Annotated in this window: 20 protein-coding genes; 16 read left to right on the top strand and 4 right to left on the bottom strand. The window is 67.1% G+C overall.

Translation table 11 applies throughout. The features are described from left to right. The first annotated feature begins 372 nt into the window (after positions 1-372). The 3 genes from AB4Y92_RS02290 (at position 373) to AB4Y92_RS02300 (ending at position 3,541) form a co-directional block, all read left to right on the top strand. Positions 373-1,476, top strand: a complete 1,104-nt coding sequence (locus tag AB4Y92_RS02290; RefSeq protein WP_057942586.1) for a Glu/Leu/Phe/Val dehydrogenase dimerization domain-containing protein — start codon at positions 373-375, stop codon at positions 1,474-1,476. A gap of 153 nt (positions 1,477-1,629) precedes the next feature. Beyond that, positions 1,630-2,382 (top strand): carbonic anhydrase, encoded by a 753-nt coding sequence (locus AB4Y92_RS02295; protein ID WP_441818172.1) that lies wholly within the window; start codon positions 1,630-1,632, stop codon positions 2,380-2,382. A gap of 1 nt (position 2,383) precedes the next feature. Continuing rightward, positions 2,384-3,541, top strand: coding sequence for an isovaleryl-CoA dehydrogenase (locus AB4Y92_RS02300; RefSeq protein WP_057942584.1), 1,158 nt, complete (start codon positions 2,384-2,386; stop codon positions 3,539-3,541). A gap of 280 nt (positions 3,542-3,821) precedes the next feature. Here AB4Y92_RS02300 and AB4Y92_RS02305 read toward each other — a convergent pair whose 3' ends face one another. After that, positions 3,822-6,623 (bottom strand): S8 family serine peptidase, encoded by a 2,802-nt coding sequence (locus tag AB4Y92_RS02305; RefSeq protein WP_441818173.1) that lies wholly within the window; start codon positions 6,621-6,623, stop codon positions 3,822-3,824. A 579-nt stretch (positions 6,624-7,202) separates the two neighbouring features. Between AB4Y92_RS02305 and AB4Y92_RS02310 the strand changes: the two genes are divergently transcribed. The 10 genes from AB4Y92_RS02310 to AB4Y92_RS02355 all read left to right on the top strand — a co-directional run bounded on the left by AB4Y92_RS02310 (position 7,203) and on the right by AB4Y92_RS02355 (position 17,447). Next, positions 7,203-8,378, top strand: coding sequence for a thiolase family protein (locus AB4Y92_RS02310; protein ID WP_441818174.1), 1,176 nt, complete (start codon positions 7,203-7,205; stop codon positions 8,376-8,378). A 122-nt stretch (positions 8,379-8,500) separates the two neighbouring features. Further along, complete coding sequence (locus tag AB4Y92_RS02315; RefSeq protein ID WP_441818175.1) at positions 8,501-8,878, top strand: hypothetical protein; 378 nt, start codon at positions 8,501-8,503, stop codon at positions 8,876-8,878. A 192-nt stretch (positions 8,879-9,070) separates the two neighbouring features. Continuing rightward, the gene (locus AB4Y92_RS02320; protein ID WP_441818176.1) at positions 9,071-9,499 is read left to right on the top strand and encodes a hypothetical protein; all 429 of its coding nucleotides are present in this window, start codon (positions 9,071-9,073) and stop codon (positions 9,497-9,499) included. Positions 9,500-9,872: 373 nt separating this feature from the next. Then, positions 9,873-11,483 (top strand): carboxyl transferase domain-containing protein, encoded by a 1,611-nt coding sequence (locus AB4Y92_RS02325; protein ID WP_441818177.1) that lies wholly within the window; start codon positions 9,873-9,875, stop codon positions 11,481-11,483. A 35-nt stretch (positions 11,484-11,518) separates the two neighbouring features. Continuing rightward, positions 11,519-13,210 carry an Hsp70 family protein gene (locus AB4Y92_RS02330; RefSeq protein WP_441818178.1) on the top strand — a complete coding sequence of 564 codons (1,692 nt, stop codon included), beginning with the start codon at positions 11,519-11,521 and terminating at the stop codon, positions 13,208-13,210. Continuing rightward, positions 13,207-14,025: a J domain-containing protein gene (locus tag AB4Y92_RS02335; protein ID WP_441818179.1), complete on the top strand. Its 819-nt coding sequence runs from the start codon at positions 13,207-13,209 to the stop codon at positions 14,023-14,025. Before AB4Y92_RS02330 ends, AB4Y92_RS02335 begins: the two co-directional genes overlap by 4 nt. Continuing rightward, positions 14,022-15,587, top strand: a complete 1,566-nt coding sequence (locus AB4Y92_RS02340) for a hypothetical protein (RefSeq protein WP_441818180.1) — start codon at positions 14,022-14,024, stop codon at positions 15,585-15,587. The genes AB4Y92_RS02335 and AB4Y92_RS02340 overlap by 4 nt, the downstream gene beginning before the upstream one ends. Positions 15,588-15,869: 282 nt before the next feature. Next, positions 15,870-16,496, top strand: a complete 627-nt coding sequence (locus AB4Y92_RS02345; RefSeq protein WP_441818181.1) for a bactofilin family protein — start codon at positions 15,870-15,872, stop codon at positions 16,494-16,496. Further along, positions 16,493-16,867, top strand: coding sequence for a hypothetical protein (locus AB4Y92_RS02350; RefSeq protein WP_441818182.1), 375 nt, complete (start codon positions 16,493-16,495; stop codon positions 16,865-16,867). Before AB4Y92_RS02345 ends, AB4Y92_RS02350 begins: the two co-directional genes overlap by 4 nt. A 40-nt stretch (positions 16,868-16,907) precedes the next feature. Beyond that, positions 16,908-17,447 carry a hypothetical protein gene (locus AB4Y92_RS02355; RefSeq protein ID WP_441818183.1) on the top strand — a complete coding sequence of 180 codons (540 nt, stop codon included), beginning with the start codon at positions 16,908-16,910 and terminating at the stop codon, positions 17,445-17,447. A 72-nt stretch (positions 17,448-17,519) separates the two neighbouring features. On the opposite strand, the gene AB4Y92_RS02360 is transcribed toward AB4Y92_RS02355, so the two are convergent. From AB4Y92_RS02360 to AB4Y92_RS02370, 3 genes are read right to left on the bottom strand one after another with little or no spacing between them, the layout of a single operon-like run. Then, positions 17,520-17,762 (bottom strand): DUF6587 family protein, encoded by a 243-nt coding sequence (locus AB4Y92_RS02360; RefSeq protein ID WP_441818184.1) that lies wholly within the window; start codon positions 17,760-17,762, stop codon positions 17,520-17,522. Between the two features lie 4 nt (positions 17,763-17,766). Next, positions 17,767-19,668 (bottom strand): ferrous iron transporter B, encoded by a 1,902-nt coding sequence (gene feoB, locus AB4Y92_RS02365; protein WP_441818270.1) that lies wholly within the window; start codon positions 19,666-19,668, stop codon positions 17,767-17,769. A gap of 59 nt (positions 19,669-19,727) precedes the next feature. Further along, a complete protein-coding gene (locus AB4Y92_RS02370; RefSeq protein WP_441818185.1) occupies positions 19,728-19,976 on the bottom strand; it encodes a FeoA family protein in 249 nt (82 codons plus the stop codon). A gap of 131 nt (positions 19,977-20,107) precedes the next feature. Between AB4Y92_RS02370 and AB4Y92_RS02375 the strand changes: the two genes are divergently transcribed. The 3 genes from AB4Y92_RS02375 (at position 20,108) to AB4Y92_RS02385 (ending at position 23,760) form a co-directional block, all read left to right on the top strand. After that, a complete protein-coding gene (locus AB4Y92_RS02375) occupies positions 20,108-20,890 on the top strand; it encodes an enoyl-CoA hydratase-related protein (RefSeq protein WP_441818271.1) in 783 nt (260 codons plus the stop codon). A 220-nt stretch (positions 20,891-21,110) separates the two neighbouring features. After that, positions 21,111-21,500: a VOC family protein gene (locus AB4Y92_RS02380; RefSeq protein ID WP_441818186.1), complete on the top strand. Its 390-nt coding sequence runs from the start codon at positions 21,111-21,113 to the stop codon at positions 21,498-21,500. 241 nt (positions 21,501-21,741) lie between these two features. Further along, positions 21,742-23,760 (top strand): acetyl/propionyl/methylcrotonyl-CoA carboxylase subunit alpha, encoded by a 2,019-nt coding sequence (locus tag AB4Y92_RS02385; protein WP_441818187.1) that lies wholly within the window; start codon positions 21,742-21,744, stop codon positions 23,758-23,760. The last annotated feature ends 281 nt before the right edge of the window (positions 23,761-24,041 follow it).

Genomic DNA, 24,041 nt, shown 5'->3' on the forward strand with positions numbered 1-24,041 from the left:
GTCGAGCGGCGGCTCCGGACAAATCGAATCCACCATTATCGCGTCCACGATCCACACGATCAGAGACTTGGAAAGCTGTTTTATGCATAAGCGGCGGCCGAGCCGCGGATCGCGCGCCCCATCGGCGCCCGCAGGCCGCGCGCTTTGGATCGTGGCAAACGACCGCCTCGGCAAACCCGCCGCCGGCCGCGCCCACCCTACGGAACACGTACCTAGCCGTATTGCCCGATTGCTTTAGACTAGCGCCCCTGCGCCGGCCGCCATTCCACCGCCGCACAAGCGAATTCATTTCATTTCAACGACTTAACCCACAGCCAGGCGCGACGCGTAAGCGCAATCTTCCGCGCACTCCCGCCCGGTTCGGAGCACCCGATGATTTTCGAAACCCTCGACACCTTCGGCCACGAGCAGGTCGTGTTCTGCCACAACAAGGACGCCGGCCTGAAGGCCATCATCGCGATCCACAACACCGTGCTCGGCCCGGCCCTGGGTGGCTTGCGGATGTGGCCGTACAAGACCGAGCAGGACGCGCTGAACGACGTGCTGCGCCTGAGCCGCGGCATGACCTACAAGAACGCGGTCGCCGGCTTGAACATCGGCGGCGGCAAGGCGGTCATCATCGGCGATCCTTCCGCGGACAAGTCCGAAGCGCTGTTCCGCGCGTTCGGCAAGTTCGTCGATTCCCTCGGCGGCCGTTACATCACCGCCGAAGACGTCGGCATCGATGTCAACGACATGGAATACGTGTACCGCGAGACCGAATACGTCACCGGCGTGCACCAGGTCCACGGCGGTTCGGGCGATCCCTCGCCGTTCACCGCCTACGGCACCCTGCAGGGCCTGATGGCGTCGCTGAACAAGCGCTTCGGCGACGAGGAAGTCGGCAAGTACAGCTACGCCGTGCAGGGCCTGGGCCATGTCGGCATGGAATTCGTGAAGCTGCTCAAGGAGCGCGGCGCGAAGATCTTCGTCACCGACATCAACAAGGGCCTGGTCGAGAAGGCCGTGTCCGAATACGGCGCCGAAGCCGTCGGCCTGGACGAAATCTACGACGTCAACGCCGACGTGTACTCGCCGTGCGCGCTGGGCGGCACCGTCAATGAGCAGACCTTGCCGCGTTTGAAGGCCAAGATCATCTGCGGCGCGGCCAACAACCAGCTGGCCAACAACGCCATCGGCGACGAAGTGGCCAAGCGCGGCATCCTGTATGCGCCGGATTACGCGGTGAACGCCGGCGGCGTGATGAACGTGGCGCTGGAACTCGACGGCTACAACCGCGAGCGCGCCATGCGCATGATGCGCACGATCTATCACAACCTCGGCCGCATCTTCGAGATCGCCGAGCGCGACAGCATCCCGACCTACACCGCCGCCGACCGTCTGGCCGAAGAGCGCATCAGCGCGATCGGCAAGTTGAAGCTGCCGCTCGGCCGCTCCAACCCCAGCTTCCGCGGACGCATCCGCAGCGGTCACTGACGCACACTTCGACGGGGCCATCGGCCCCGTCGTCGTATCCGGAGTAGGGTTTTCACCGCGGATCTGCGTTGATGGAGTGCGCCGGCGTGTCCGGCGATCGCGCCGCAGTGCGATTCGTCCCCCAATCGCTGTGTATACGTAAAGGATTCCGATATGCGCAAACACACTTTCGCCACGCTCATCGCACTGAGCCTGGCCTTCTCCGCGCAGGCCGGCGAGCCGGCCAAATCCGCCGCGCACGCCGCTCACGACGCGCTGGACTACGAACACCAGGAACAGTGGCAGGCCGCGCACGACAAGTCGCAGTCGCCGATCGACATCGTCACTTCCTCCGCGGTCGCCGCCGCCGACGACGAGCCGCGCGCGCTGGAGTTCCAGCACACCCGCGGCGGGATCGACAAAGTCGAGGACAACGGCCACGCGGTGCAGGTGGACACCCATGCCACGCAAGCGACCATCCGCGGCCGCCATTTCACCCTGGCGCAGTTCCATTTCCACGCCCAGAGCGAGCACACCCTGGACGGCAAGCACTTCCCGCTGGAAGGCCACTTCGTGTTCAAGGCCCAGGACGGCCGCCTGGCGGTGGTCGGCGTGATGTATGAACAGGGCAAGGCCAACGCCGTCGCGCAGGAGGTGCTCGACGACCTCAAGCCGCGCAAGAATAAGGCCAAGCCGGCCCAGCAAGAGATCGACATCGAAGGCCTGCTGCCGAAGTCGCGCGGCTACTTCCACTACCTGGGCTCGCTCACGACCCCGCCGTTGACGGAAAATGTGGAGTGGTACGTGCTGCCGGCACCGGTGACGATGTCGAAGAAGCAGATCGACGGATTCTTGTCCCATTACCGTCGCAACAACCGCAACATCCAACCGCTCAACGGGCGGCCGCTGATTCGTTACGAGGGCTGATATGCGCAGTTTCCCCCTGGGTGAAGAGATCGACGCGCTGCGCGATGCAGTGCGCCGTTTCGCCGACGCCGAAATCGCTCCGCGCGCGGAGCAGATCGATCACGACAACGCGTTTCCGCAAGACCTGTGGCTCAAATTGGGCGAGATGGGTCTGCTCGGCATGACCGTGCCGGGCGAATACGGCGGCAGCGAGATGGGCTATCTGGCCCATCTGGTGGCGATGGAAGAGATTTCGCGCGCGTCCGGTTCGGTCGGTCTTTCCTATGGCGCGCACTCCAACCTGTGCGTATCCAACCTCTACGCCAACGCCAACGAGGCCCAGCGCCGCAAGTACCTGCCCAAGCTGTGCAGCGGCGAGTGGAAGGGCGCGCTGGCGATGAGCGAACCGGGCGCCGGTTCCGACGTGGTCGGCTCGATGAGCTGCCGCGCCGAGCTCAAGGACGGCGTGTGGGTCGCCAACGGCAACAAGATGTGGATCACCAACGGCCCCGAGGCCGACGTGCTGATCGTGTACATGCGCACCGCCGGCAAGAGCGCGGGCAGCAAGTGCATGACGGCGTTCATCGTCGAAAAGGGCATGAAGGGATTTTCCACCGCGCAGAAACTCGACAAGCTGGGCATGCGCGGCTCCAACACCTGCGAGTTGGTGTTCGAGGACTGCGAGATTCCGGCCGAGAACGTGCTCGGCGAAGTGCACCACGGCGTCAAGGTGCTGATGAGCGGCCTCAACACCGAGCGTCTGGTGTTGACCGGCGGCCCGTTAGGCCTGATGCAGTCGGCGCTGGACATCGCCCTGCCCTACGTGCGCGAGCGCAAGCAGTTCGACGTCGCCATCGGCACTTTCAGCCTGATGCAGGGCAAGATCGCCGACATGTACACCGCGCTGCAGTCCAGCCGCGCGTTCGCATATCAGGTCGGGCGCGATTTCGATGCCGGGCATAAGAGCCGGATCGATTCGGCTTCGTGCTTGCTGCATGCCTCCGATGCGGCGGTGCAGGTGGCGCTGGAGGCGATCCAGACCCTGGGCGGCAACGGCTACATCAACGAGTACCCGACCGGGCGGATTCTGCGCGATGCGAAGTTGTATGCGATCGGCGCGGGGACCAACGAGATCCGGCGCATGTTGATCGGGCGCGAGTTGTTCGACGGTAAGAGCTGAGGCGGGGTTAGGCTTCGGTGCAAGACGCCGCTACGGGGACGTGGCGGCGTTTTTGTTTGAGCGAAGAGCAAATCTCCCCTAGCCCCTCTTTTTTAAAGAGGGGAACCTGTCTGCCTGGGTTTGGGGTTGCGCAGCTGCGTTGCGGCCGAAGTCGGATCGCGAACCACTTGAAATCCCGCGCTCACCCAACAAGCCGCGAATGCGTTCCCCTCTTTAAAAAAGAGGGGCTAGGGGAGATTTGCTCTTCGCTCTTCCGCCAAACCTGCGCGCCCCACCACGTTCAGAACGAAAACGACCAATTAGCCAACGCCCGCGGATACTGCCGTCCGAACTCGTACCGGTTATCCAGATCCAGGCTGAGCACCCCGCCCCGCGCGAACCGCGCGCTCAATCCCACCCCAAGCACACCGGCTTCGCGCGAGAACGGATCGCTGACGATCGGCGACCACACTTCCAGACCGGTGAAGCGCGCGTCGATGAAACGCCCGGACTGCGCCACCGTGCGCTGCCATTCGGCGCGGCCGCTCAGGCTCAGCAGGGCCGAACCCAGGCGCCATTCGCGCTCCAGCCTCGCGCCCGCCAACAACTGCGTCGCGCTCAGGTTCGAGTCGCCCGCGCTCAGGCCGAAGCCGGCGGCGCCGGCCTCCTGGAAACCGTCGCGATTCAAGCGCAAGCTCTGCGCGCCCACGTACGGCGTCAGCAGGCCGTTGTGCAGTTCGAAGCGATGGCCGGCCTGCACGCCCAGGTTGATGTAACGGTCGGCGTAACTGGAACCGGTGCCGAACTGCGCCGCGCCCAACTGGATTTCGCGCTGCAGGTAACGGTCCATGTTGCCGAACGCGGCGCGCCCCATCACATAGCTGCCGCCGCGATCCCACGAGGCGTAGAACTGCCCTTCGATCTGGCGGTTGCGCTCACGATCGCGGCGCAACTGGGTATAGGCATAGCCGTCGGTCTGGCTGACCGCGGCGCCAACGCTCAACGCGCCCAGCCGCTGATCGTGGCCGACGATCCAGCCGCGCGCGTCCAGATCGAAACGGCCGGCGGCGACGCGCTGCGTGTCGATGCGATCGGACCAGGCGCCGTCGTGGCGATCCAGATACTGCGCATCCAGACGCGATTCCAGCGCGCGCCGGTTGCCTTCGATGGCCATCATCGCGAACGCGGCATCTGCGCTGTGCAGTTCGCCGGACAGACTCGCCAGCGAGCGCTGCGCGATCTGCGGCGTCGCCGATTGCTGCAAGGCGCCGGCGGCGGCATTGAACGCGCCCTGCGCGCCCGCGCCACCGATGACCACCGCGCCGTTGTCCAGGCCGCGCAAGGCGCCGTCCACGCGCGCGGCGGCCGCGGTCTCGGAGGCCTGCATGCCCAGCGCCTGCGCGGTGGCGGTGATGTTCAAGGCGGAGATGTCGAGCCAGGCCTGGGTCGTGCTGTAGCCCAGGGTGGCGGTGAGGAACACGCCCGGCGCGGTAGACAGGCTGGCGAACTGCCCGCTCACGCTGCCGGCGTTGAGGAACACTTCGCGATTGGAACGCACATAGCCCGGCAACTGGCCGAGCACGCGCGCATCGCCGGCCAGACTCGCGCTGCCGCCGACATCCAGCTTGGAGCCGATGAAGAACTGCAACTGCCCGGCCGCGGACTGCGCGTAGTTGCCGTCGATGCGCAGACTCGCGCCTTCCACCCGCACCGCGCCCTGGTTATCAACGCGATTGGCGACCTTGGCGCCGTTGCCGCCGGCGAAGATCGCGCCCGCGCGCACGGTGACCGGCGAGGCCAGGCTGCCGTTGTCGTTCAAGCGCAAGGTGCCGCCGGCGACATCGGTCGCGCCGGTGTAGGTGTTGGCGCTGGTCGCATCCAGGCGCAGCGTGCCGGTGCCTTCCTTGATCAGGCCGCCGGCGCCGCTGATCGGATTGCTCCAGGTCGAAGCGCCGTCGAAGTTGACCCGCACATCGCCCCAATCCAGCCGGCGCAAACCGCGCACCGCCGCGCCGACATCGAGCAGGCCCTGGCCGAACACCGGATCGACTCCGGGCGCGCCCAGGTCCTTGGCGTTGCCGAGCAAGGCCTGCCGGACCAGATCGTTGTTGAAGTACGGGAACGCCTGCCACACCAGCGCGGCCGCGCCTGAAATCTGCGGCGCGGCGAACGAGGTGCCGCGCACGATCCAGTAACTGGGGCTGCCGACCGCATCGTTGACGCCGGTGGCCTGCACGTCGCCGGGCGCGACCAAACAGTAGTTCATCGCGATGCCGCAGGCGTTGGAATAACTCGCCAGTTGCGTCGGATTGTTGGTGTCCAGCGCCGCCGCCGCGATCCAGCCGCGTTCGAGCACGTTCGCGCCCGCGCCCTGGCTCGGCAAGGAGGCGTTGTCGGACGGCTGCGGCTTGGATTCGTTGCCGGTCGCGAACACCACCAGTCCGCCGTTGTCGATGAAGGGCTGGTACGCGGCGATGAAACTCTGCGTGACGTTGTCGCCGGTCCAGTACAGGCCGCCCCAGGAGTTGTTCATGATCCGCACGCCGGCGTTCATGAGATCGCGGCTGACGATGTCCAGTCCGCCGTTGTCGCGCGCTTCGTTGCCCATGCCCGAGCCGTCGTCGGCTGGACGGGTGTCGGCGAGGATGCGCGCGGAAACGATGGTCGCGCCCTGGGCGATGCCGCCCGGCCAAGCGCCGACCGGCGTGCCGGCGATGATTTGCGAAACGTAGGTGCCGTGGCCGAGCACATCGTCCACGCGATGGTTGTTGGTGCGCGGATCGGTGTAGATCAGGTGCGGCCCGACCCGGCCGTTGAGCGCGGGATGATCGCGGCGCACGCCGCTGTCGACCACACCGATGCGGATGCCGGCGCCGGTGAGTCCCAGCGCCTGCGCCGCGCGGGTGTTGGTCAGATCCAGATGCGCACCGATCGGCGGCTGCGGCGTGCTCGGCGGTGGCGGCGGGTTATTGGTCGGCGGCGGCGTGGGCTTGACGTTGCCGCCGCCTCCACCGCCTCCGCCGCAGGCGGTCAGGATGGCGACGCTCAGCGCGCAAAGGACCAGCCGCGAATTACGACGGACTGCCGATTCGAAACGTTTCATGGCCTTAACCCCGCTGCGGGACGATGCGTCGCCGCTCCCCAGCGGATCGATCGCACCTTTAGATTCGTTTTAATCCAAGCCTTGTGAACCGACAATCGATTCGTGGAGTTATTACGCAAATCTGGAGGAAACAAGATGCAGGGCGCGCTCGGCGGCGGGTTTGGGCCGAAGTTCGGTGCGGAATCGGGATTGAGGCCGGCTGAAACCGCTGACGGAAAATCGGCCGACCCCGGAGCCGCCGCGCCGACCGACCCGCAATGCCTGTTCGGCGCGATTCGATACTCAGCCCCCGGATCGGGCGAATTTCGACCCCGATAATCCCGCCGCCCGGGCCGGAGCCTTCGCGCATGTAATCGGTTTCCCGACCAAACCCCCGCCGCGGGCATTCAGTTGCGCGCCGGTTTGCCGGCCCGATATCGCCTCCGATTCGTTCAATTTTCGTTAGCCCGGCCGGCATCGCGTCCCATCCCGCGGCGCATGTTTGCGGCACCGCAGCATGCCGCCGCATAATCGATGGGTTCCGGTCCCGGCCGCGCCGGCCACCGGCCCATACAACGCCACAGTTTTCGGAGTTCCTCCATGAGCGATGTCGTCATCGTCGGTGCCAAGCGCACCGCCATCGGTTCCTTCCTTGGCCAATTCACCGGCGTCCCGACCCCGACCCTGGGCAGCGCAGCGATCACCGGCGCGCTCGAACAGGCCGGCGTCGCCGCCGATCAGATCGACGAAGTGATCATGGGCTGCGTGCTTCCGGCCGGCCTCGGCCAGGCCCCGGCGCGCCAGGCCGCGCTCGGCGCCAACCTGCCGACCTCGGCCGGCTGCACCACCATCAACAAGGTCTGCGGTTCGGGCATGAAGGCGATCATGCTGGGCCACGACCTGATCAAGGCCGGCTCGGCCAAGCTGGTCGTCGCCGGCGGCATGGAGTCGATGACCAACGCCCCGCACCTGCTCAACAACTCGCGCACCGGCATCCGCTACGGCAGCGCCGAGATGCTCGACCACATGGCCTGGGACGGCCTGACCAACCCCTACGACGGCAAGGCGATGGGCGTATTCGGCGACGCCACCTGCGCGCAATACGGCTTCGATCGCGCTGCAATCGACGCGTATTCGGAAGAAAGCGTCAAGCGCGCCCAGGCCGCGCAGGCCGCCGGCCACTTCAAGGCTGAAATCGTTTCCGTGACGGTCAAGGGCCGCAAGGGCGATGTGGTCGTGGACGCCGACGAAGAGCCGGGCAAGATCGACGTCAGCAAGATCCCGGGCCTGCGCCCGGCGTTCGGCAAGGACGGCGTGCTGACCGCGGCCGCGTCCTCGAAGATTTCCGACGGCGCCGCCGCCACGGTGCTGATGTCGGCCGAGGAAGCCGCCGCGCGCGGGCTCAAGCCGCTGGCGCGCATCGTCGCCCACGCCGGCCACGCGCAGGCCCCGGAATGGTTCACCACCGCGCCGGTGAAAGCGATTTCAAACGTGCTCGAAAAGGCCGGCTGGACGGTCGGGGACGTCGATCTGTTCGAGGTCAACGAGGCGTTCTCGGTGGTCGCCATGGCGCCGATGAAGGACCTGGGCATCGCGCACGAGAAGATCAACGTGCACGGCGGCGCGGTCGCGCTGGGCCATCCGATCGGCGCCAGCGGCGCCCGCCTGGTGGTCACCCTGATCAACGCCCTGCGCGTTCGCGGCGGCAAGCGCGGCGTCGCGTCTTTGTGCATCGGCGGCGGCGAAGCCACCGCGATTGCGATCGAATTAGTGTAAAAAGTTAAAAACGCGTTGCACAAAAAAAACCGGCATGCCGCTTGACACACGTCACCGGCTTGTCATCATGTTATCGGCGCGCAACTGCGCGTTGCCTAACTAATCGACGAGGACACCGAATCATGAATTTCAACAAGGCGCTGATCGCCCTGGCTCTGGGCCTGGCCCTGGCCGCTTGCTCGAACCAGAAGCAGGCCGAACAAGCTTCCGCCGACGCCGCTGCCGCTTCGACCGAAGCTCAGGCCGCTGCTGACACCGCCGCTGCCGCCGGCGACGCCGCCAGCGCCGACGCCGCTGCTGCTTCGGCTGACGCCGCTGCTACCGCTGCCGACGCTGCCGCTACCTCGGCCGACGCCGCTGCCAACGCTGCGACCCCGGCTGCTGCCGACGCCGCTGCCGACGCTGCCGCCGGCGCTGCCGACGCTGCCAAGGACGCCGCTGGCGCCGCCAAGGACGCTGCCGCTCCGGCGGAAGCTGCCAAGGAAGAAGCGAAGAAGTAATATCGCGCAAGCGATACTGCTAGTTCCGACGCGAATCTCGCGTCGAACGGGAAAGCCGCCGGATTTCCGGCGGCTTTTTCCGTAAGGTCAGTGAACGATCGAAGCCGGCTTGCCGGACCGCTGCGAGCACTGGCGTTGCCTGACAGATCCACCACACGTTTCATTCTCAGACAACTCCTCAGGAGACAGCTCATGAAGACCCATCTCTACGTCCTGCTCGCCGCCGCCGTCCTGGCACTGTCGGCCTGCGCCCAGAAGTCGGAAGAAGCCAAGGACGCCGCTGCCGAAGCTTCGGCCGCCGCCGAGCAGGCTGGCGACGCCGCTGCCAAGGCCGCTGACGCCGCCGGCACCGCCGCCGCCGCTGGCGCCGACGCCGCCGCTGCCGCGACCACCGACGCCGCCGCCGCTGCTGGCGACGCCGCCGGCAAGGCTGCCGACTCCGCCGCCGCCGCTGCCGATTCGGCCGCTGCTGCTGCCGGCAACGCCGCCGATGCCGCCGCTGCTGGCGCCACCGACGCCGCCGCCAAGGCCGCCAACGCGACCGCCGACGCTGCGCAGAAGGTTGCCGACAAGGCCGACGCCGCTGCCGCCGAAGCCAAGAAGGAAGAAGCCAAGCACTAATCGGCTTGCGCTATCGTTCACTGAGAGGCCCGCATCTGCGGGCCTTTCTTTTTGTGTGGTGCCTGCCCGCTTGTGCGGGTTTTGTTTTTTTGCGGGCCTGATTTTCGCGCGATGGAGGGGATGCCTCGCCGTGACGCCCTCACCCTAGCCCTCTCCCGCAAGCGGGAGAGGGAACGGTTGCGAACGCTCCTGAATTGCCGGGCCACCGATGTTTATCGGCGCCACGACACTCAGATTTCATCGCAATCACTCAAACAATGTCAGTTTTGTGCGCATACGCCTGCGTTCGTTGCCACACCGCCGCCAAAAGTGATTGGCCGGCCCCGGCGCTTTATGCTTTGATGCCGCGTCCAAGCATCCGGCCGTCCCAGCAATGCCCGCGATCACTTCCCAGCTCGACCCGCGCTCGCAAGATTTCCGCGACAACGTCGCCTATCACCAGGCCCTGGTCGAAGAACTCGACGCGCGCCTGGCGCGCGCGGCGCACGGCGGCGGCGACAAGGCCCGGGCCAAGCACACCGAACGCGGCAAGCTACTGGCGCGCGACCGCATCGCCGCCCTGCTCGATCCGGGCTCGCCGTTCCTGGAAATCGCCCCGCTCGCCGCCGAAGGCATGTACGAGGACGCCGCGCCGGGCGCCGGCATGGTCGCCGGCATCGGCCGCGTGCAAGGCCTGGAAGTGGTGATCGTCGCCAACGACGCCACCGTCAAGGGCGGCACCTACTTCCCGATGACGGTCAAAAAGCATCTGCGCGCGCAGGAAATCGCCCGCGAGAACCGCCTGCCGTGCATCTACCTAGTCGATTCGGGCGGCGCGTTCCTGCCGCTGCAGGACGAAGTCTTCCCCGATCGCGAACATTTCGGCCGCATCTTCTACAACCAGGCCCGGCTGAGCGCGGAAAACATTCCGCAGATCGCCGTGGTCATGGGCAGTTGCACCGCCGGCGGCGCTTATGTGCCGGCGATGTGCGATGAGTCGATCATCGTCAAGGAACAAGGCACGATCTTCCTCGGCGGCCCGCCGCTGGTGAAGGCCGCGACCGGCGAAGTCGTCGACGCCGAAGCGCTCGGCGGCGCCGAAGTGCACACCACCGTGTCCGGCGTGGCCGATCACTTCGCCGAAGACGACCGCCATGCGCTGCAGATCGCGCGCGAGATCGTCGGCAATCTCAATCGCCGCAAGGTGCTGCCAGTCGCCGCGCAGCCCTCGCGCGAGCCGCTGTACGCAGCCAACGAGCTGTACGGCATCGTGCCCAAGGACACGCGCCGCCCGTTCGACATCCGCGAAGTCATCGCGCGCATCGTCGACGGCAGCGATCTGCAGGAATTCAAGGCGCGCTACGCCAAGACCTTGATCACCGGTTTCGCCCACGTCCACGGTTATCCGGTCGGCATCGTCGCCAACAACGGCATCTTGTTCGCCGAGAGCGCGCTCAAGGGCGCGCACTTCATCGAGCTGTGCAACCAGCGCGGCATTCCGCTGGTGTTCCTGCAGAACATCACCGGCTTCATGGTCGGCAAGAAGTACGAGAACGCCGGCATCGCCAAGGACGGGGCCAAGATGGTCACCGCGGTGGCCTGCTCGCACGTGCCCAAGTTCACCGTGGTCATCGGCGGCAGCTTCGGCGCCGGCAACTACGCCATGTGCGGCCGCGCTTATGGCGCGCGTTTCCTGTGGATGTGGCCGAACGCGCGCATCAGCGTGATGGGCGGCGAACAGGCCGCATCGGTGCTCGCCACCGTGCGCCGCGACGGCATCGAGGCCGCCGGCAAGGTGTGGACGCCGGAGGAAGAAGAAACCTTCAAGGCGCCGATCCGCGACCAATACGAAAGCCAGGGCAATCCCTACTACGCCAGCGCGCGGCTGTGGGACGACGGCATCATCGATCCGGCCGACACCCGCCGCGTGCTCGGTCTGGCGCTGTCGGCCAGCCTCAACGCGCCGATCGAGGAGCGAACCCGCTTCGGCGTGTTCCGCATGTAAGCTTTCGGCCAACCGCAACGGATTGTCGTTACGCCATGATCGTCGGCATCGACCTCGGCACCACCCATTCGCTGATCGGCGTCTACGGCGCCGACGGTCCGCGCCTGATCCGCAACGCCCTGGGCGAATCGCTGACGCCGTCGGTGGTCAGCGTCGGCGACGACGAACGCGTCATCGTCGGCCGCGCCGCGCGCGAGCGTCTGGTCTCGCATCCGCAGCGCAGCGTCGCCGCGTTCAAGCGCTGGATGGGCAGCGAGCGCATCACCGCGCTGGGCTCGCACCGGTTCCGGCCCGAGGAATTGTCGGCGCTGATCCTCAAATCGCTGATCGCCGACGCGGAAGCCGACCTGGGCGAAAAAGTCCAGGAAGCGGTGATCAGCGTGCCGGCGTATTTCTCCGACAGCCAGCGCAAGGCCACGCGCATCGCCGGCGAGCTGGCCGGGATCAAGGTCGAGCGGCTGATCAACGAACCCACCGCCGCGGCGCTGGCCTACGGCCTGCAGCAACGCGACGGCGGCGGCCGTTATCTGGTGTTCGATCTGGGCGGCGGCACCTTCGACGTGTCGATCCTGGAGTTGTTCGAAGGCGTGATGGAAGTGCACGCCAGCGCCGGCGACAACTTTCTCGGCGGCGAAGATTTCTCCGCGGCCTTGCTCAACGCGTTCTTGAACGAGCACTCGCTCAGCGCCAGCCAATTGTCGCTGGGCGAGTTGGCGACCTTGGAACGCCGCATCGAGCTGTTCAAGCATGAGCTGGCGCGCGGCGGCGAAATCGCCCTGGAACTGCCGCTGGCCGGGCAGAACCGCGCCTGGCGCCTGGACGAAGCCGGCTTCGCACAGTTGTGCGAACCGCTGGTGCAGCGTCTGCGCGCGCCGCTGGAACGGGCGATGCGCGACGCCAAGCTCAGCCCGGGCCAGCTCAACGAGATCGTCCTGGTCGGCGGCGCCTCGCGCATGCCGCTGTGCGCACGGCTGGTCTCGCGCATGTTCGGCCGGCTGCCACTGCGCCACGTCAATCCGGACGAAGCCATCGGCTTCGGCGCCTGCGTCGCCGCCGGAATGAAGGCGCGCGATCAGTCGCTGGAGGAAATCATCCTCACCGACGTGTGCCCGCACACCCTGGGCGTCAACACCAGCCGCGAATCGCAGCACGGCTACACCAGCGGCGTGTTCTCGCCGATCATCCACCGCAACAGCACCGTGCCGGTGAGCCGGGTCGAGCGCTACTACCCCACCCAGGACCAGCAGCGCGCGGTCGAAATCGAGATCTACCAGGGCGAAAGCCCGCGCGTGGAAAACAACGTGCGCCTGGGGATGATCTCGATCGACCTGCCGCCCAAGCGCCGCGACGAAAATCCGATCGACGTGCGTTTCACCTACGACATCAACGGCCTGCTGCAGGTCGAAGCGGTCGCGCTGTCGACGGGGCTCAAGCGCGAAGTGGTGCTGGAGAAGAACCCCGGCGTCATGACCCAGGAGCAGATCCGCGAACGCCTGGCCGCGCTGTCGGCGATCAAGGTGCATCCGCGCGAGCAGCAGGAGAACATCGTCCTGGTCGCGCGCGCCGAGCGCCTGTACGAAGAACTGCTGTGGGCGCGCGAAGACCTGCAAGGCGCGCTGGTGCGGTTCCGCGGCGTGCTCGATCTGCAGGACCGCGATCTGATCGCCGAACACCGCGGCGAGTTCGCGCGCTTTCTCGACGCGATCGAAGCCCAAGGCTATACGTGAGCCCGTTCGCGCGGCTGGGCCTGTCCGAGGATGCGGACCAGGCGCAGATCAAGCGCGCCTACGCGCGCGAGCTGCGGCTGGCGCGGCCCGACGAAGACCCGCAGGCGTTCCAGCAATTGCATGAGGCGTATCTGCGATGCCTGGAACTGGCGGCGCCGGAGGATGCCGCCGACTTCAGCGACGCCGACGCGCCTGTCGCCGCTTTCGACGATGTAACGCTGCAATTCGATGCGCCGGCGTTGCAGCCGCTGGACGCGATCGATCCCCGCTGGCCGGCGGCGGCGCCGTCGACGCTGTGGCGCTACAGCCATCGCAGCGAAACCCACGAGCCGCCGCACTGGCCGGCGCCGGCGATCGACATCGCGCAGGCGCCGGCCGAAGACGAGACCGCCTTCGACCTCGATCAATTCACCCGCGAGCTGTTCCGCTATCAGGCCCGGCACTCGCCCGAGCAGCTGGATACATGGCTGCGCGCGCATCCGGCGCTGTACAACCTGGAACGCAAGGAAGCGGTGGGCCGGCATGTCCTGGAGTATCTCTGCGACGGGCCGACCTTGTACATGCGGCCGCTGGAAGTGATCCTGCGTTTCTTCGAACTGGATGGCCTGCACCCCGGCCGGCCGTGGATGCACGCGGCCGTCGATGAATTGCGCGAACGCGCGCGTTCGACCGGCACGGACTTCAGCGAGTTGCGCTTCGCCCAACCGGCTCCCCAGCGCAGCAGCGAAGAGCCGCCGTGGATGTGGCTGCTGGTGCTGCTGTTCGTGTGCATGACGGTGATGCGGGCGTTCAAGGGTTTCAACTCCACCTTATGACCGCATTCGAACGGCTGGGCCTGGAACCGACGGCGGATGAGCGCGAGATCAAGCGGGCCAATGCGCGCGAGCTCAGGCGCACGCGTCCGGACGAAGACCCGGCCGGATTCCAGGCGCTCAACGAGGCCTATCAGCAGTGTCTGGCTTATGCCGAGTATCGGCGTGAGCAGGCTTCGCTCGATGACGGCACCGATGCGAGCGGCGATGACGAACTCGCCGAGGTCGCGGACGAAAACGAAGACGACCTCGATACTGCATGGCAGTCGCGCGGCGATCGCGCACCGCAGGCCTCGGCCGCGGTCGAATCCACACCCGAAGCCACCTCGCGATACCAACCGGCAGCCGCGGCGTCCGAGCCGACCGAGCAAACCTCGCGGTCCTTCGACCTGCACGCCTTCCTGGACGAACTGCTGCAACGCGCGCGCACCCAATCGCCGGCGGAGCTCAAGCGTTGGCTGCTCGGCCTGGAGCCACTGTACTCGCTCGACCTCACCCGCGCGCTGCGCGGGCCGGTGGCGCAGACCGCGAGCCAGGCCGAACCGGCGTTGTCGCCGCAGGCACTGGCGACGGTGTTCGACTTCTTCGCCCTCAACGTCGTCGGCCCGAACGACGGCTGGCTGCTGGAACAGGCTCATCAAGCGCAGTTGCGCGCCGAATCCACACGCGCGTTCGAACAGGCGCTGGTGCAGTTGCAGTCGCCGCAGACGCGGCCGGTCGATCGTTTGCTGTTGCGCGAATTGCTGGAATCTCCGCAACTGGGCCGGCGCCTGATCATTGCACTGGTCGCTGGCCTGCCGACGCGATTGATGGAGATGGCGAGCACGCTGCGCCAGCTCGATCCGCAACTGGCGGCGGAGCGGCTGAACCTGGGCACCATCGAGTTCTGGCATCAGATCTGCGACCACAGCCGGCTGCATTGGCGCCGCGCCTTCGTAGTACTGGCGCGCATCGTGCTGTATCCCTCGCTCCTGCTGGGCGCGATCGCGGCGCTGGGGCAACGCACCGACGTGCTCGGCGGCTTGCCCAGGATCTGGTGGGTCGCCGCCGCGTCATGGCTGTCGGTAACCATAGTGCAGGCATGGCTGTATCGGCGGGCACGGCGGCCCAGGCCGGCCAATCGCGAGCCACCCTTGCCTATCGACCGGGACGGGCCGCTGTGGCTGTTCGCTGCGCTGGCAGTCGCGGCGCTGTTGCTGATACCGGCCGCCAGCCAGTTCGCCTTGCTGATCGTGTCGGTGATGGGCCTGATCTGGCTGATCGCGCGCGGCCGGCGGCTGATGGGGCGCACCTTCGTCGCGATGCTGTCGGGCGCACTTGTCGCCTCCTACCTGCCCTCCTGCATCGACGCCCTGCTCGGCGTACGTGGCGATACCGATTTACCAGGCGCGTGGATGCCGTTCTTCGTGCTGATCGGCGTGACCACGCCAGTGCTGCAGGATCTGCACCACGCCAGGCGTCACCGCATCAGCCTGCGGGCCGCCCGCGAACAGGCCGCATGGCTGTGGCCGGCGATGATCGCGGCGGTGGTGGCTTTGGTGGTGAGCGCCATGGTGACGGGCTGACACCCTCGTTGCGCGCTCGGTCACATCGGCCCACCCCATTCATCGTCCTGAAAGACTTCTGAATTATTTTTGCCATCAAGGAAGCGGCGCGCTTGCATGAATGCGCGCCGGATCAGGCTGTTTCTCAATCGCGCCGCTGCCTGCGAAAACTGAACTGGAGTCGCCTTTTCCCGTAACTCGGATTGGTGAGATGCATCACAGTGGGCGCTTCGTATCAGCGTGTTAGGCTCCAAAGTTCACGCGTGTCATCACCTGATCCCCCGACCTGAGGAACACCGCGTCATGGCAATCTTCAACCAGCCCGCCCCGCCCAAGCGCGACAATCCGGTTCCGCCGCTGCAGCCGGAAACCGCGCTCAAGCGTGAGCCCGATACCGCAAACGAATTCTCCTTCGGCCAGCCGTCCACGCCGGCGCCGGCCCCGATCGCCGCGCCCGCCCCGACTCCGGCCCCCGCGCCGCGTCAGGCCGAGCAGCCGGTCGTCAAGGAATCGCTGATCGCCTCGGACCTGTCGATCGAAGGCAAGATCCACGGCGCCGGCCACATCCGCATCGCCGGCCGCTTCAAGGGCGACGTGCAAGTGGACGGCGATCTCACCGTCGAACTCGGCGCCAAGCTCAACGGCGGCGTGCGCGCGCGCAAGGTCGTCATCGCCGGCGAACTGGAAGGCAACATCGAAGCCGCGCAGCGGGTTGAACTGCTGGAAAGCGGCGTGATGATCGGCGACGTCAAGGCCGGCGTGGTCACCGTCGCCGCCGGCGCGCGCGTTCGCGGCCAGGTCGAGTTCGGCTGGGAAGACAGCGGCAAGTCGGTCGCCCGCAACGACGCCGGCAAGTCCGACCGCAACGCCGACAAGAACGACAAGGGCGAGAAGAACGGCGCCAAGACGGAGACCGGCGCCGACTCATGAGCGCTGTTCGCCAGGGCATGCCCGGGGCGACACGCGTCTGTCCGCACTGCAAGGCGACGATTCTCGAAACCGCGAGCGTCTGCCCTGCGTGCCGGCATCATCTGCGATTCGATTCCGACGCAAACGCGCAAGCGGCGAAACGATTTTCGCCGCTGCACGTAGAAGGCACCATTCGCCACCCACCCAGCGATGGTGCCTGGGAATACTCGATGGTCTTGTCGATCAAGAACGATCGTGGCGAGGAAATCACCCGCCAGGTCGTCGGCGTGGGCGCGCTGTTCCCCGGGGATGAGCGCACTTTCACTCTCTCGGTCGAAGCGTTCGAAGCGGTCGGTTACAAGGCCGCGAACAAGGGCCGGTTGCGCCGCTGAGCGGCGGCGCGCCGGTATCAGAAGGAAAGGATCCCCCTCGATGTCGGAACCCGCTTCGTTGTATGCGCGCTTCACCCTGAGCCACGAGCAGTACGAGGCCTTCATGAACTCCACGCCGGCGCGTCCGGCGTCGTTCGGCGATTGGCAATCCTGGTTCGACCGCCACCCCATGGCCGGCGACAACCGCGTGCCCGCGGCGCTGCTGGGCGACCTGGACGCGGCCCGCGTGGCCGACGTCATCAAGGCCTGGCGCGAGGACGACTGGACCGGCACGCCGCCGGTGGAATACGACGAGATCAAGCGCACCTTGCGCATCGCCATGCTGCAGGCCTCGGAGAACTTCCACGAGATGCTGCGGCTGCTGACGCCGTTGCGCGGCGCCAGCGCCTACAACGATCCGGGCGCGGACGATTTCATCGTGATCTTCGATTTCCTCTGGGACGAGGGCGACATCAGCGCATATCTGCAGCTGCGCGACGGCGCCAGCCGCTTCGTCGAGGACTGCCCGCCCGCGCATCTGCAGGAGGCCGGCGGTTATCTGCGCGAGGCGCTAAGTTATATGCGCGACCGCACCGGCTGAGCCGCGCGCCGGTCCGATCCAATGTGAATCCACGCCGCGCCTGATTGGCACGGCGCGCGCGTTATCGCCGCCTCAGTCCGAAGGCCCGCAATTGTCGCATCCCGCGCAGTTCGGCCCGGACGCGCTCGGCGCCGGCGCGATGCGCTTGCCGAGGTTGCGCATCCATTGCGGGCGTCCGTCGCGCACCAGCGGCAAGGCGCAGGCGATGCGCAAGCGGCGCACACCGCCTGGGAACTGCTTACGCGCGACGACCACGGCGCTGATCAGCACCGCGATCGCGATCACCACGTATTGTGCGAACAGTCCGGCGCTCATCGGCTCACCCCGCTCCCAGCGCGACCGCGACCTGATAGGTCAACAGCGAGGCCAGATAGGCCAATGCGAACAGATAACCGGCGCTGATCGCCACCTGCTTCCACGAGCCGGTTTCGCGCTTGATCGTGGCCAAAGTGGAGATGCACTGCGGCGCATAGATGAACCACACCAGCAGCGACAAGGCCGTCGCCAGCGACCAACTGTCGGTGATGATCGGCGTCAGCGCCTGCGCGGCGGCATCGTCGTCGGCGGCCGACAGCGCGTACACCGTCGCCAGCGAGGACACCGCCACTTCGCGCGCGGCCAGGCCCGGAATCAGGGCGATGCAGATCTGCCAGTTGAAGCCGATCGGCGCGAACACCGTGGTCAGGGCATGGCCGATGCGTCCGGCGAAGCTGTAGTCGATCGCAGGCATGGTGGCGCCGTCCGGCGGGCCGGGGAACGACAGCAGGAACCACAGCAGCACAGTCAGCGACAGAATGATGCCGCCGACCCGGCGCAGGAAGATCCACGCGCGTTCCCACAAACCGATCAGCAGATCGCGCGGATGCGGAATGCGGTACGACGGCAGCTCCAGCAGCAGGGCGTGCTCGCTCTTGTCGCGGCGCCATTTCTTCATCACCCACGACACCACCAGCGCGCTGAGGATGCCGGCCATGTACAGGCCGAACAGCACCAGCCCCTGCAGGTTCAACACGCCCCAGATCTTCTGCTGCGGAATGAACGCGCCGATCAGCAACGCATACACCGGCAGGCGCGCCGAGCAGGTCATCAGCGGCGCGACGATGATGGTGGCGAGGCGGTCGCGCGGGTCCTGGATCGAGCGCGTGGCCATGATCCCGGGAATCGCGCAGGCGAAACTCGACAGCAGCGGAATGAACGAGCGGCCCGACAAGCCGGCGCCGGCCATCATCCGGTCGAGCAGGAACGCCGCGCGCGGCAGATAACCGGACTCTTCCAGCGCCAGGATGAAGGCGAACAGGATCAGGATCTGCGGCAGGAACACGATCACCCCGCCCAGGCCGGCGATGATGCCGTCCACCAGCAGGCTGCGCACCGGACCTTCCGATAAGCTGCGCAATGTTTCCTGCGAGACCCATCCGCGCAGCGGACCGTCCATCGACATCAACGTGTTGACGCTGCCGCCGACCCAGGCGGTGCCGGCCTCGATCGCGTCCATCAACGGCGTCGCCCAGGCGTACACGGCCTGGAAGATCAGGAACATCACCAGCGCCAGCGACATCAGGCCGAGCACCGGATGCAGCAGCCAGCGATCGAGCGCATCGTCGATCTTGGCGGTGCGGGTCGGCATGCTCACCGTCAGTTCCAGCAGGCGCCGCGTTTCGGCGTGCAGATCGGCGCCTTCGGGCAGATGCGCGCGCGGCTCGTGCGGTTCGCGCGGCGCGACCGCGATGCGGTCGAGCATCGCCACCAGATCGCGCGCGCCATGGCGCTTGACCGCGACGGTCGGCACCACCGGCACGCCCAGTTCGCGCTCCAGCGCGACCAGATCGATGTCGATGCCGCGGCGCTTGGCCGCGTCCATCATGTTGACCGCGATCACCATCGGCCGGCCGAGTTCGCGCAGTTCCAGGGCGAAGCGCAGGTGCAGGCGCAGATTGGTCGCATCGACCACGCACAGCAGCACGTCGGGCGCGCGTTCGCCGGGATAGAAGCCGCGCAGCACGTCGCGCGTCACCGCTTCGTCCAGGCTGGCGGCGCTGAGGCTGTAGGCGCCGGGCAAGTCGAGCACCGCGTAGTGGCGGCCCGAAGGCGCGTGCAGGCGGCCTTCCTTGCGCTCGACGGTAACGCCGGCGTAGTTGGCGACCTTCTGCCGGCTGCCGGTCAACAGGTTGAACAACGCAGTCTTGCCGCAGTTCGGATTGCCGACCAGGGCCACGCGCATGGTCTGCGCGGTGTCCTCGTGCGGCGCGGCGACGGCGGGTGCGACGGGCGCGGCGGCGCTCATGCCTGGTTCTCCAGCACGCTGACCCGAACCCGCGCGGCCTCGCTGCGGCGCAGGGCGAAACGGGTGTAGCCGATCTGCACCAGCAGCGGCTCGGCGGCGACCGGTCCGGCGGCCATCACTTCGACCCGCTCGCCGCTGACGAAACCCAATTCGCGCAGGCGTCTGGCAATGGTGTCGTTGGGCGTGTGGTCATCGACGGATTCGACCGTGGCCGCGGTTCGATGCGGCAGTTCGGACAGCTTCAAGAGGTGGCTTCCACGGAGGGTGGCGTCCCAAATGGGAATTGTTCTCATTCTAGCACCGACCGCCGTACAGGGGCGGATGCGGCAAGCTGAACGGTATCATTCGCCAACTCCCACAAACTCTCCCCATGCCGATGAGCCACCCGCTGCTGAGCCTGCGCGAGGGCCCTGTCGCCCGCCTGCGCCTGAATCGTCCCGAGCTGCACAACGCGTTCGACGCCATCCTGATCGCGGCCCTGACCGGCGCGCTGGAGGCGGTCGGCGCCGACGACGGCGTGCGGGTGGTGGTGATCGAGGGCGAAGGCGCTTCGTTCTCGGCCGGCGCCGACCTCAACTGGATGCGCGGCATGGCCGCGGCCGGCGAAGCGGAGAACCGCGAGGACGCGCTGGCCCTGGCCCGGCTGATGCGCACCCTCAACGAACTGCCCAAGCCGACCCTGGCCCGGGTCCAGGGCGCGGCCTTCGGCGGCGGCGTCGGCCTGGTCGCCTGCTGCGACATCGCCATCGCCGCGCCGCAGGCCAAGTTCGGCCTGACCGAAAGCAAGCTCGGCCTGCTGCCGGCGGTGATCTCGCCATATGTCATCGAAGCCATCGGCGCGCGCCAGTCGCGGCGCTGGTTCGCCAGCGCGGAGATCTTCGACGCCGCCACCGCGCTGCGCATCGGCCTGCTGCACGAGGTGGTCGCGGCCGATCAGCTCGACGCGGCGATCGACCAGCAGATCGCGTTGCTGCTCAAGGCCGGCCCGCATGCGGCCGCGCAGGCCAAGGCGCTGGTGCGCCGGGTCGCCGGCGAACGCGACGGCGCCCGCCTGGACGCCGACAACGCGGCCTTGATCGCCGGGCTGCGAGTATCGGCCGAAGGTCAGGAAGGGTTGTCGGCGTTTCTGGATAAGCGAAAGCCAAACTGGATCGCGTAAATCAGGCCCGTCGCTCCGGCCGAAGCCGCAATCGACCGGCCCCCGCAGTACCGCGTAAACCCAAACCCCTCACCCCGGCAGACCCCACAACCTGCCGGCCTCAACCGCCCCGCATAAACCCAAGCCCGTCGTCCCGGCAACAGCCGCGCGTCAGGCCTAGGCGATCCCGCATCCCGAACCCAACCTCACCGCCCGCCCCACTTCCGCCCTGGAGTCCGCCATGTTCGATCACCTGGGTTTCGCCGTTTCCGATCTGCGCCGCAGCCACGACTTCTACCTGCGCGCGCTGGCGCCGCTGGGCTACGGCCTGGTGATGTCGCTCAGCAAGGAACAGACCGGCGGCTACGAAGGCCACGCCTTCGGCCCGCAGCATGAGCCCGCGTTCTGGATCGGCACCGGCGAGCGCACCTCCAGCGGCCTGCACGTGGCGATAAAAGCCAAATCGCGCGAGCAGGTCGATGCCTTCCACGCCGCCGCGCTGGCCGCCGGCGGACGCGACAACGGCGCGCCGGGCATCCGTCCGCACTACTCGCCCGATTACTACGGCGCGTTCGTGTTCGATCCCGACGGCAACAACATCGAAGCGGTCTGCCGCATACCCGCGCAGTGAGCCGCGGCAGCGACCGGGCGATGGTCATCAACACCTCGGCGTATGGGCGAGCGCCGGCACCACCAGATCACGCAAACGCGTGCATCGTCGCGCTACGTCGCGTTTTCGCCCGTCCGATCAGGCGACACGACGCCCGCTAATCGGCGAAAATCCCCGCATCGCGTCGGCTGGCCGGCGTAGTCACCGGTTCCGACCGTCTTTCTTTCCATGCGCACACGCGCCCCGACTTGCGATGCACGCCATGTTCGAAAAGATCCTGATCGCCAACCGCGGCGAAATCGCCTGTCGCGTCATCCGCACCTGCCGCAAGCTCGGCATCCGCACCGTCGCGGTGTATTCCGACGCCGATGCCGACGCCCAGCACGTGCGCCAGGCCGATGAGGCCTATCCGATCGGCGGCCCGCGTCCGGCCGACAGTTATCTGCGCGGCGACGCGATCATCGAAGTGGCGCGCCGCTGCGGCGCGCAGGCGATCCATCCGGGTTACGGCTTCCTCAGCGAGAACGCGGATTTCGCCGACGCGGTGGAAGCCGCCGGCATCGCCTTCATCGGCCCGAAAGCCGCGTCGATGCGCAAGATGGGCAGCAAGGCCGGCGCCAAGGAACTGATGCAGGCCGCCGGCGTGCCGGTGGTGCCGGGCTATACCGGCGAGGATCAAGACCCCGCGCATCTGCATCGCCAGGCCGACGCCATCGGCTATCCGCTGATGATCAAGGCCGCGCACGGCGGCGGCGGCAAGGGCATGCGCATCGTGCGCGACAGCGGTGAATTCCTGGCCAACCTGGAAAGCTGCCAGCGCGAAGCGCGCAACGCGTTCGGCCGCGACCGCGTGCTGCTGGAACGTTATGTCGAACGCCCGCGCCATATCGAAATCCAGATCTTCGGCGACTCCGCCGGCCAGGTGATCCATCTCAACGAGCGCGAGTGCTCGGCGCAGCGCCGTTATCAGAAAGTGCTGGAAGAATCGCCGTCGGTGTTCCTGACGCCGCAGCTGCGCGCGCAGATGGGCGCGGCCGCGGTGCAGGCCGGACAGGCGATCGATTACGTCAACGCCGGCACGGTGGAGTTCATCGTCGGCCAGGACGGCGGCTTCTACTTCATGGAGATCAACACGCGCCTGCAGGTCGAGCATCCGGTGACCGAACTGGTGACGGGATTGGACTTGGTCGAATGGCAGTTGCGCGTCGCCGCGAACGAGCCGCTGCCGCTGGGCCAGGACGCGATCGTCCAGCGCGGCCACGCCATCGAAGTGCGTTTGTACGCGGAAGATCCGGAAGCCGGTTTCCTGCCGGGCTCGGGCAAGCTCGAACGCCTGCGCCTGCCGCAGGCCGATGCGCATGTGCGGCTGGATTCGGGCGTGATCGAAGGCGACACGGTGACGATCTTCTACGACCCGATGATCGCGAAGATGATCGTGTTCGACAGCGACCGTCCGCGCGCGCTGGCGCGGCTGCGCGGCGCGCTGGCCGCGTGCGAGATCGTCGGGCCCAAGTCCAACATCGAATTCCTCGAACGCCTGGCCCGCCATCCGGCGGTGGTCGGCGGCACCATCGACACCGGCTACCTGGATCGTCATCTCGACGAATTCATGCCGGCGGCGAATCCGGACGAAGCCGGCGACCGCGACCTGCTGATCGGCGCGACCGTGGCCGAGTTGCTGAGCCAGGAACAGCGCACCCGCGAAGCCGCGGCCGCGTCGAACGATCCCAGCTCGCCGTGGGCGATCGCCGACGGCTGGCGCCTGGGCCACGGCGGCCGCCGCAGCCTCGCCTTCCTGCGCCGCGACCAGCGCCTGGAACTGCAGGCGCACGGCAGCGGCGGCGATTACCGCATCGAAATTCCCGCCAACGACGCGGCCGCCTACAACGTGCAGGGCGCGCGCATGGACGGCAGCGAACTGAGTCTGCGCATCGACGGCCGCGCGCGCCGCCTGAGCACGCTGGGCGACGGCCATCGCGTGGTCATGCACGACGGCGAGCGCCGCTTGCGCCTGGAAGCGGTGCCGATGTACCACCACCAGTCCAGCGCCGCCGCCGGCTCGGGCAACAACGTCAACGCACCGATGCCCGGCCGCGTGGTCGTGGTCAAGGCCGCGCCCGGCGACAGCGTCGAAGCCGGCCAGGAAGTGATGGTGATCGAAGCGATGAAGATGGAGCTGAGCCTGAAGGCGCCGCGCGCTGGGAAGATCGCCGAAGTGCGCGCGGCGGCGGGGGATTTCGTCGAGGCCGATGCGGTGTTGGTGACGTTGGAGACGGTTTGATTTTGTCTGCCGGCCAAGTCCGTACGTCCTTTCCTATCGTCATTCCCGCGAACGCGGGAATCCAGTGCCTTTCGTGCGAGAACCTTTGAAGTCGCTAGATTCCCGCTTTCGCGGGAATGACGGTCTGGAAGGATGACGCTGAAGTCTCTGGATTCCCGCCTGCGCGGGAATGACGTTCTTGAGAGATGGCGCTGAAGGCTGCGGACTCCCTCCGTCGCGAACATGACGGCATGGGGATGACGACGAAGGCTCTGCGCACCTACCAAGTCCGCACGCCCTTT

Origin of the sequence: Lysobacter sp. TAB13, assembly GCF_052113885.1 — a bacterium.
GTDB classification, from domain to species: Bacteria; Pseudomonadota; Gammaproteobacteria; order Xanthomonadales; family Xanthomonadaceae; genus Lysobacter; species Lysobacter gummosus.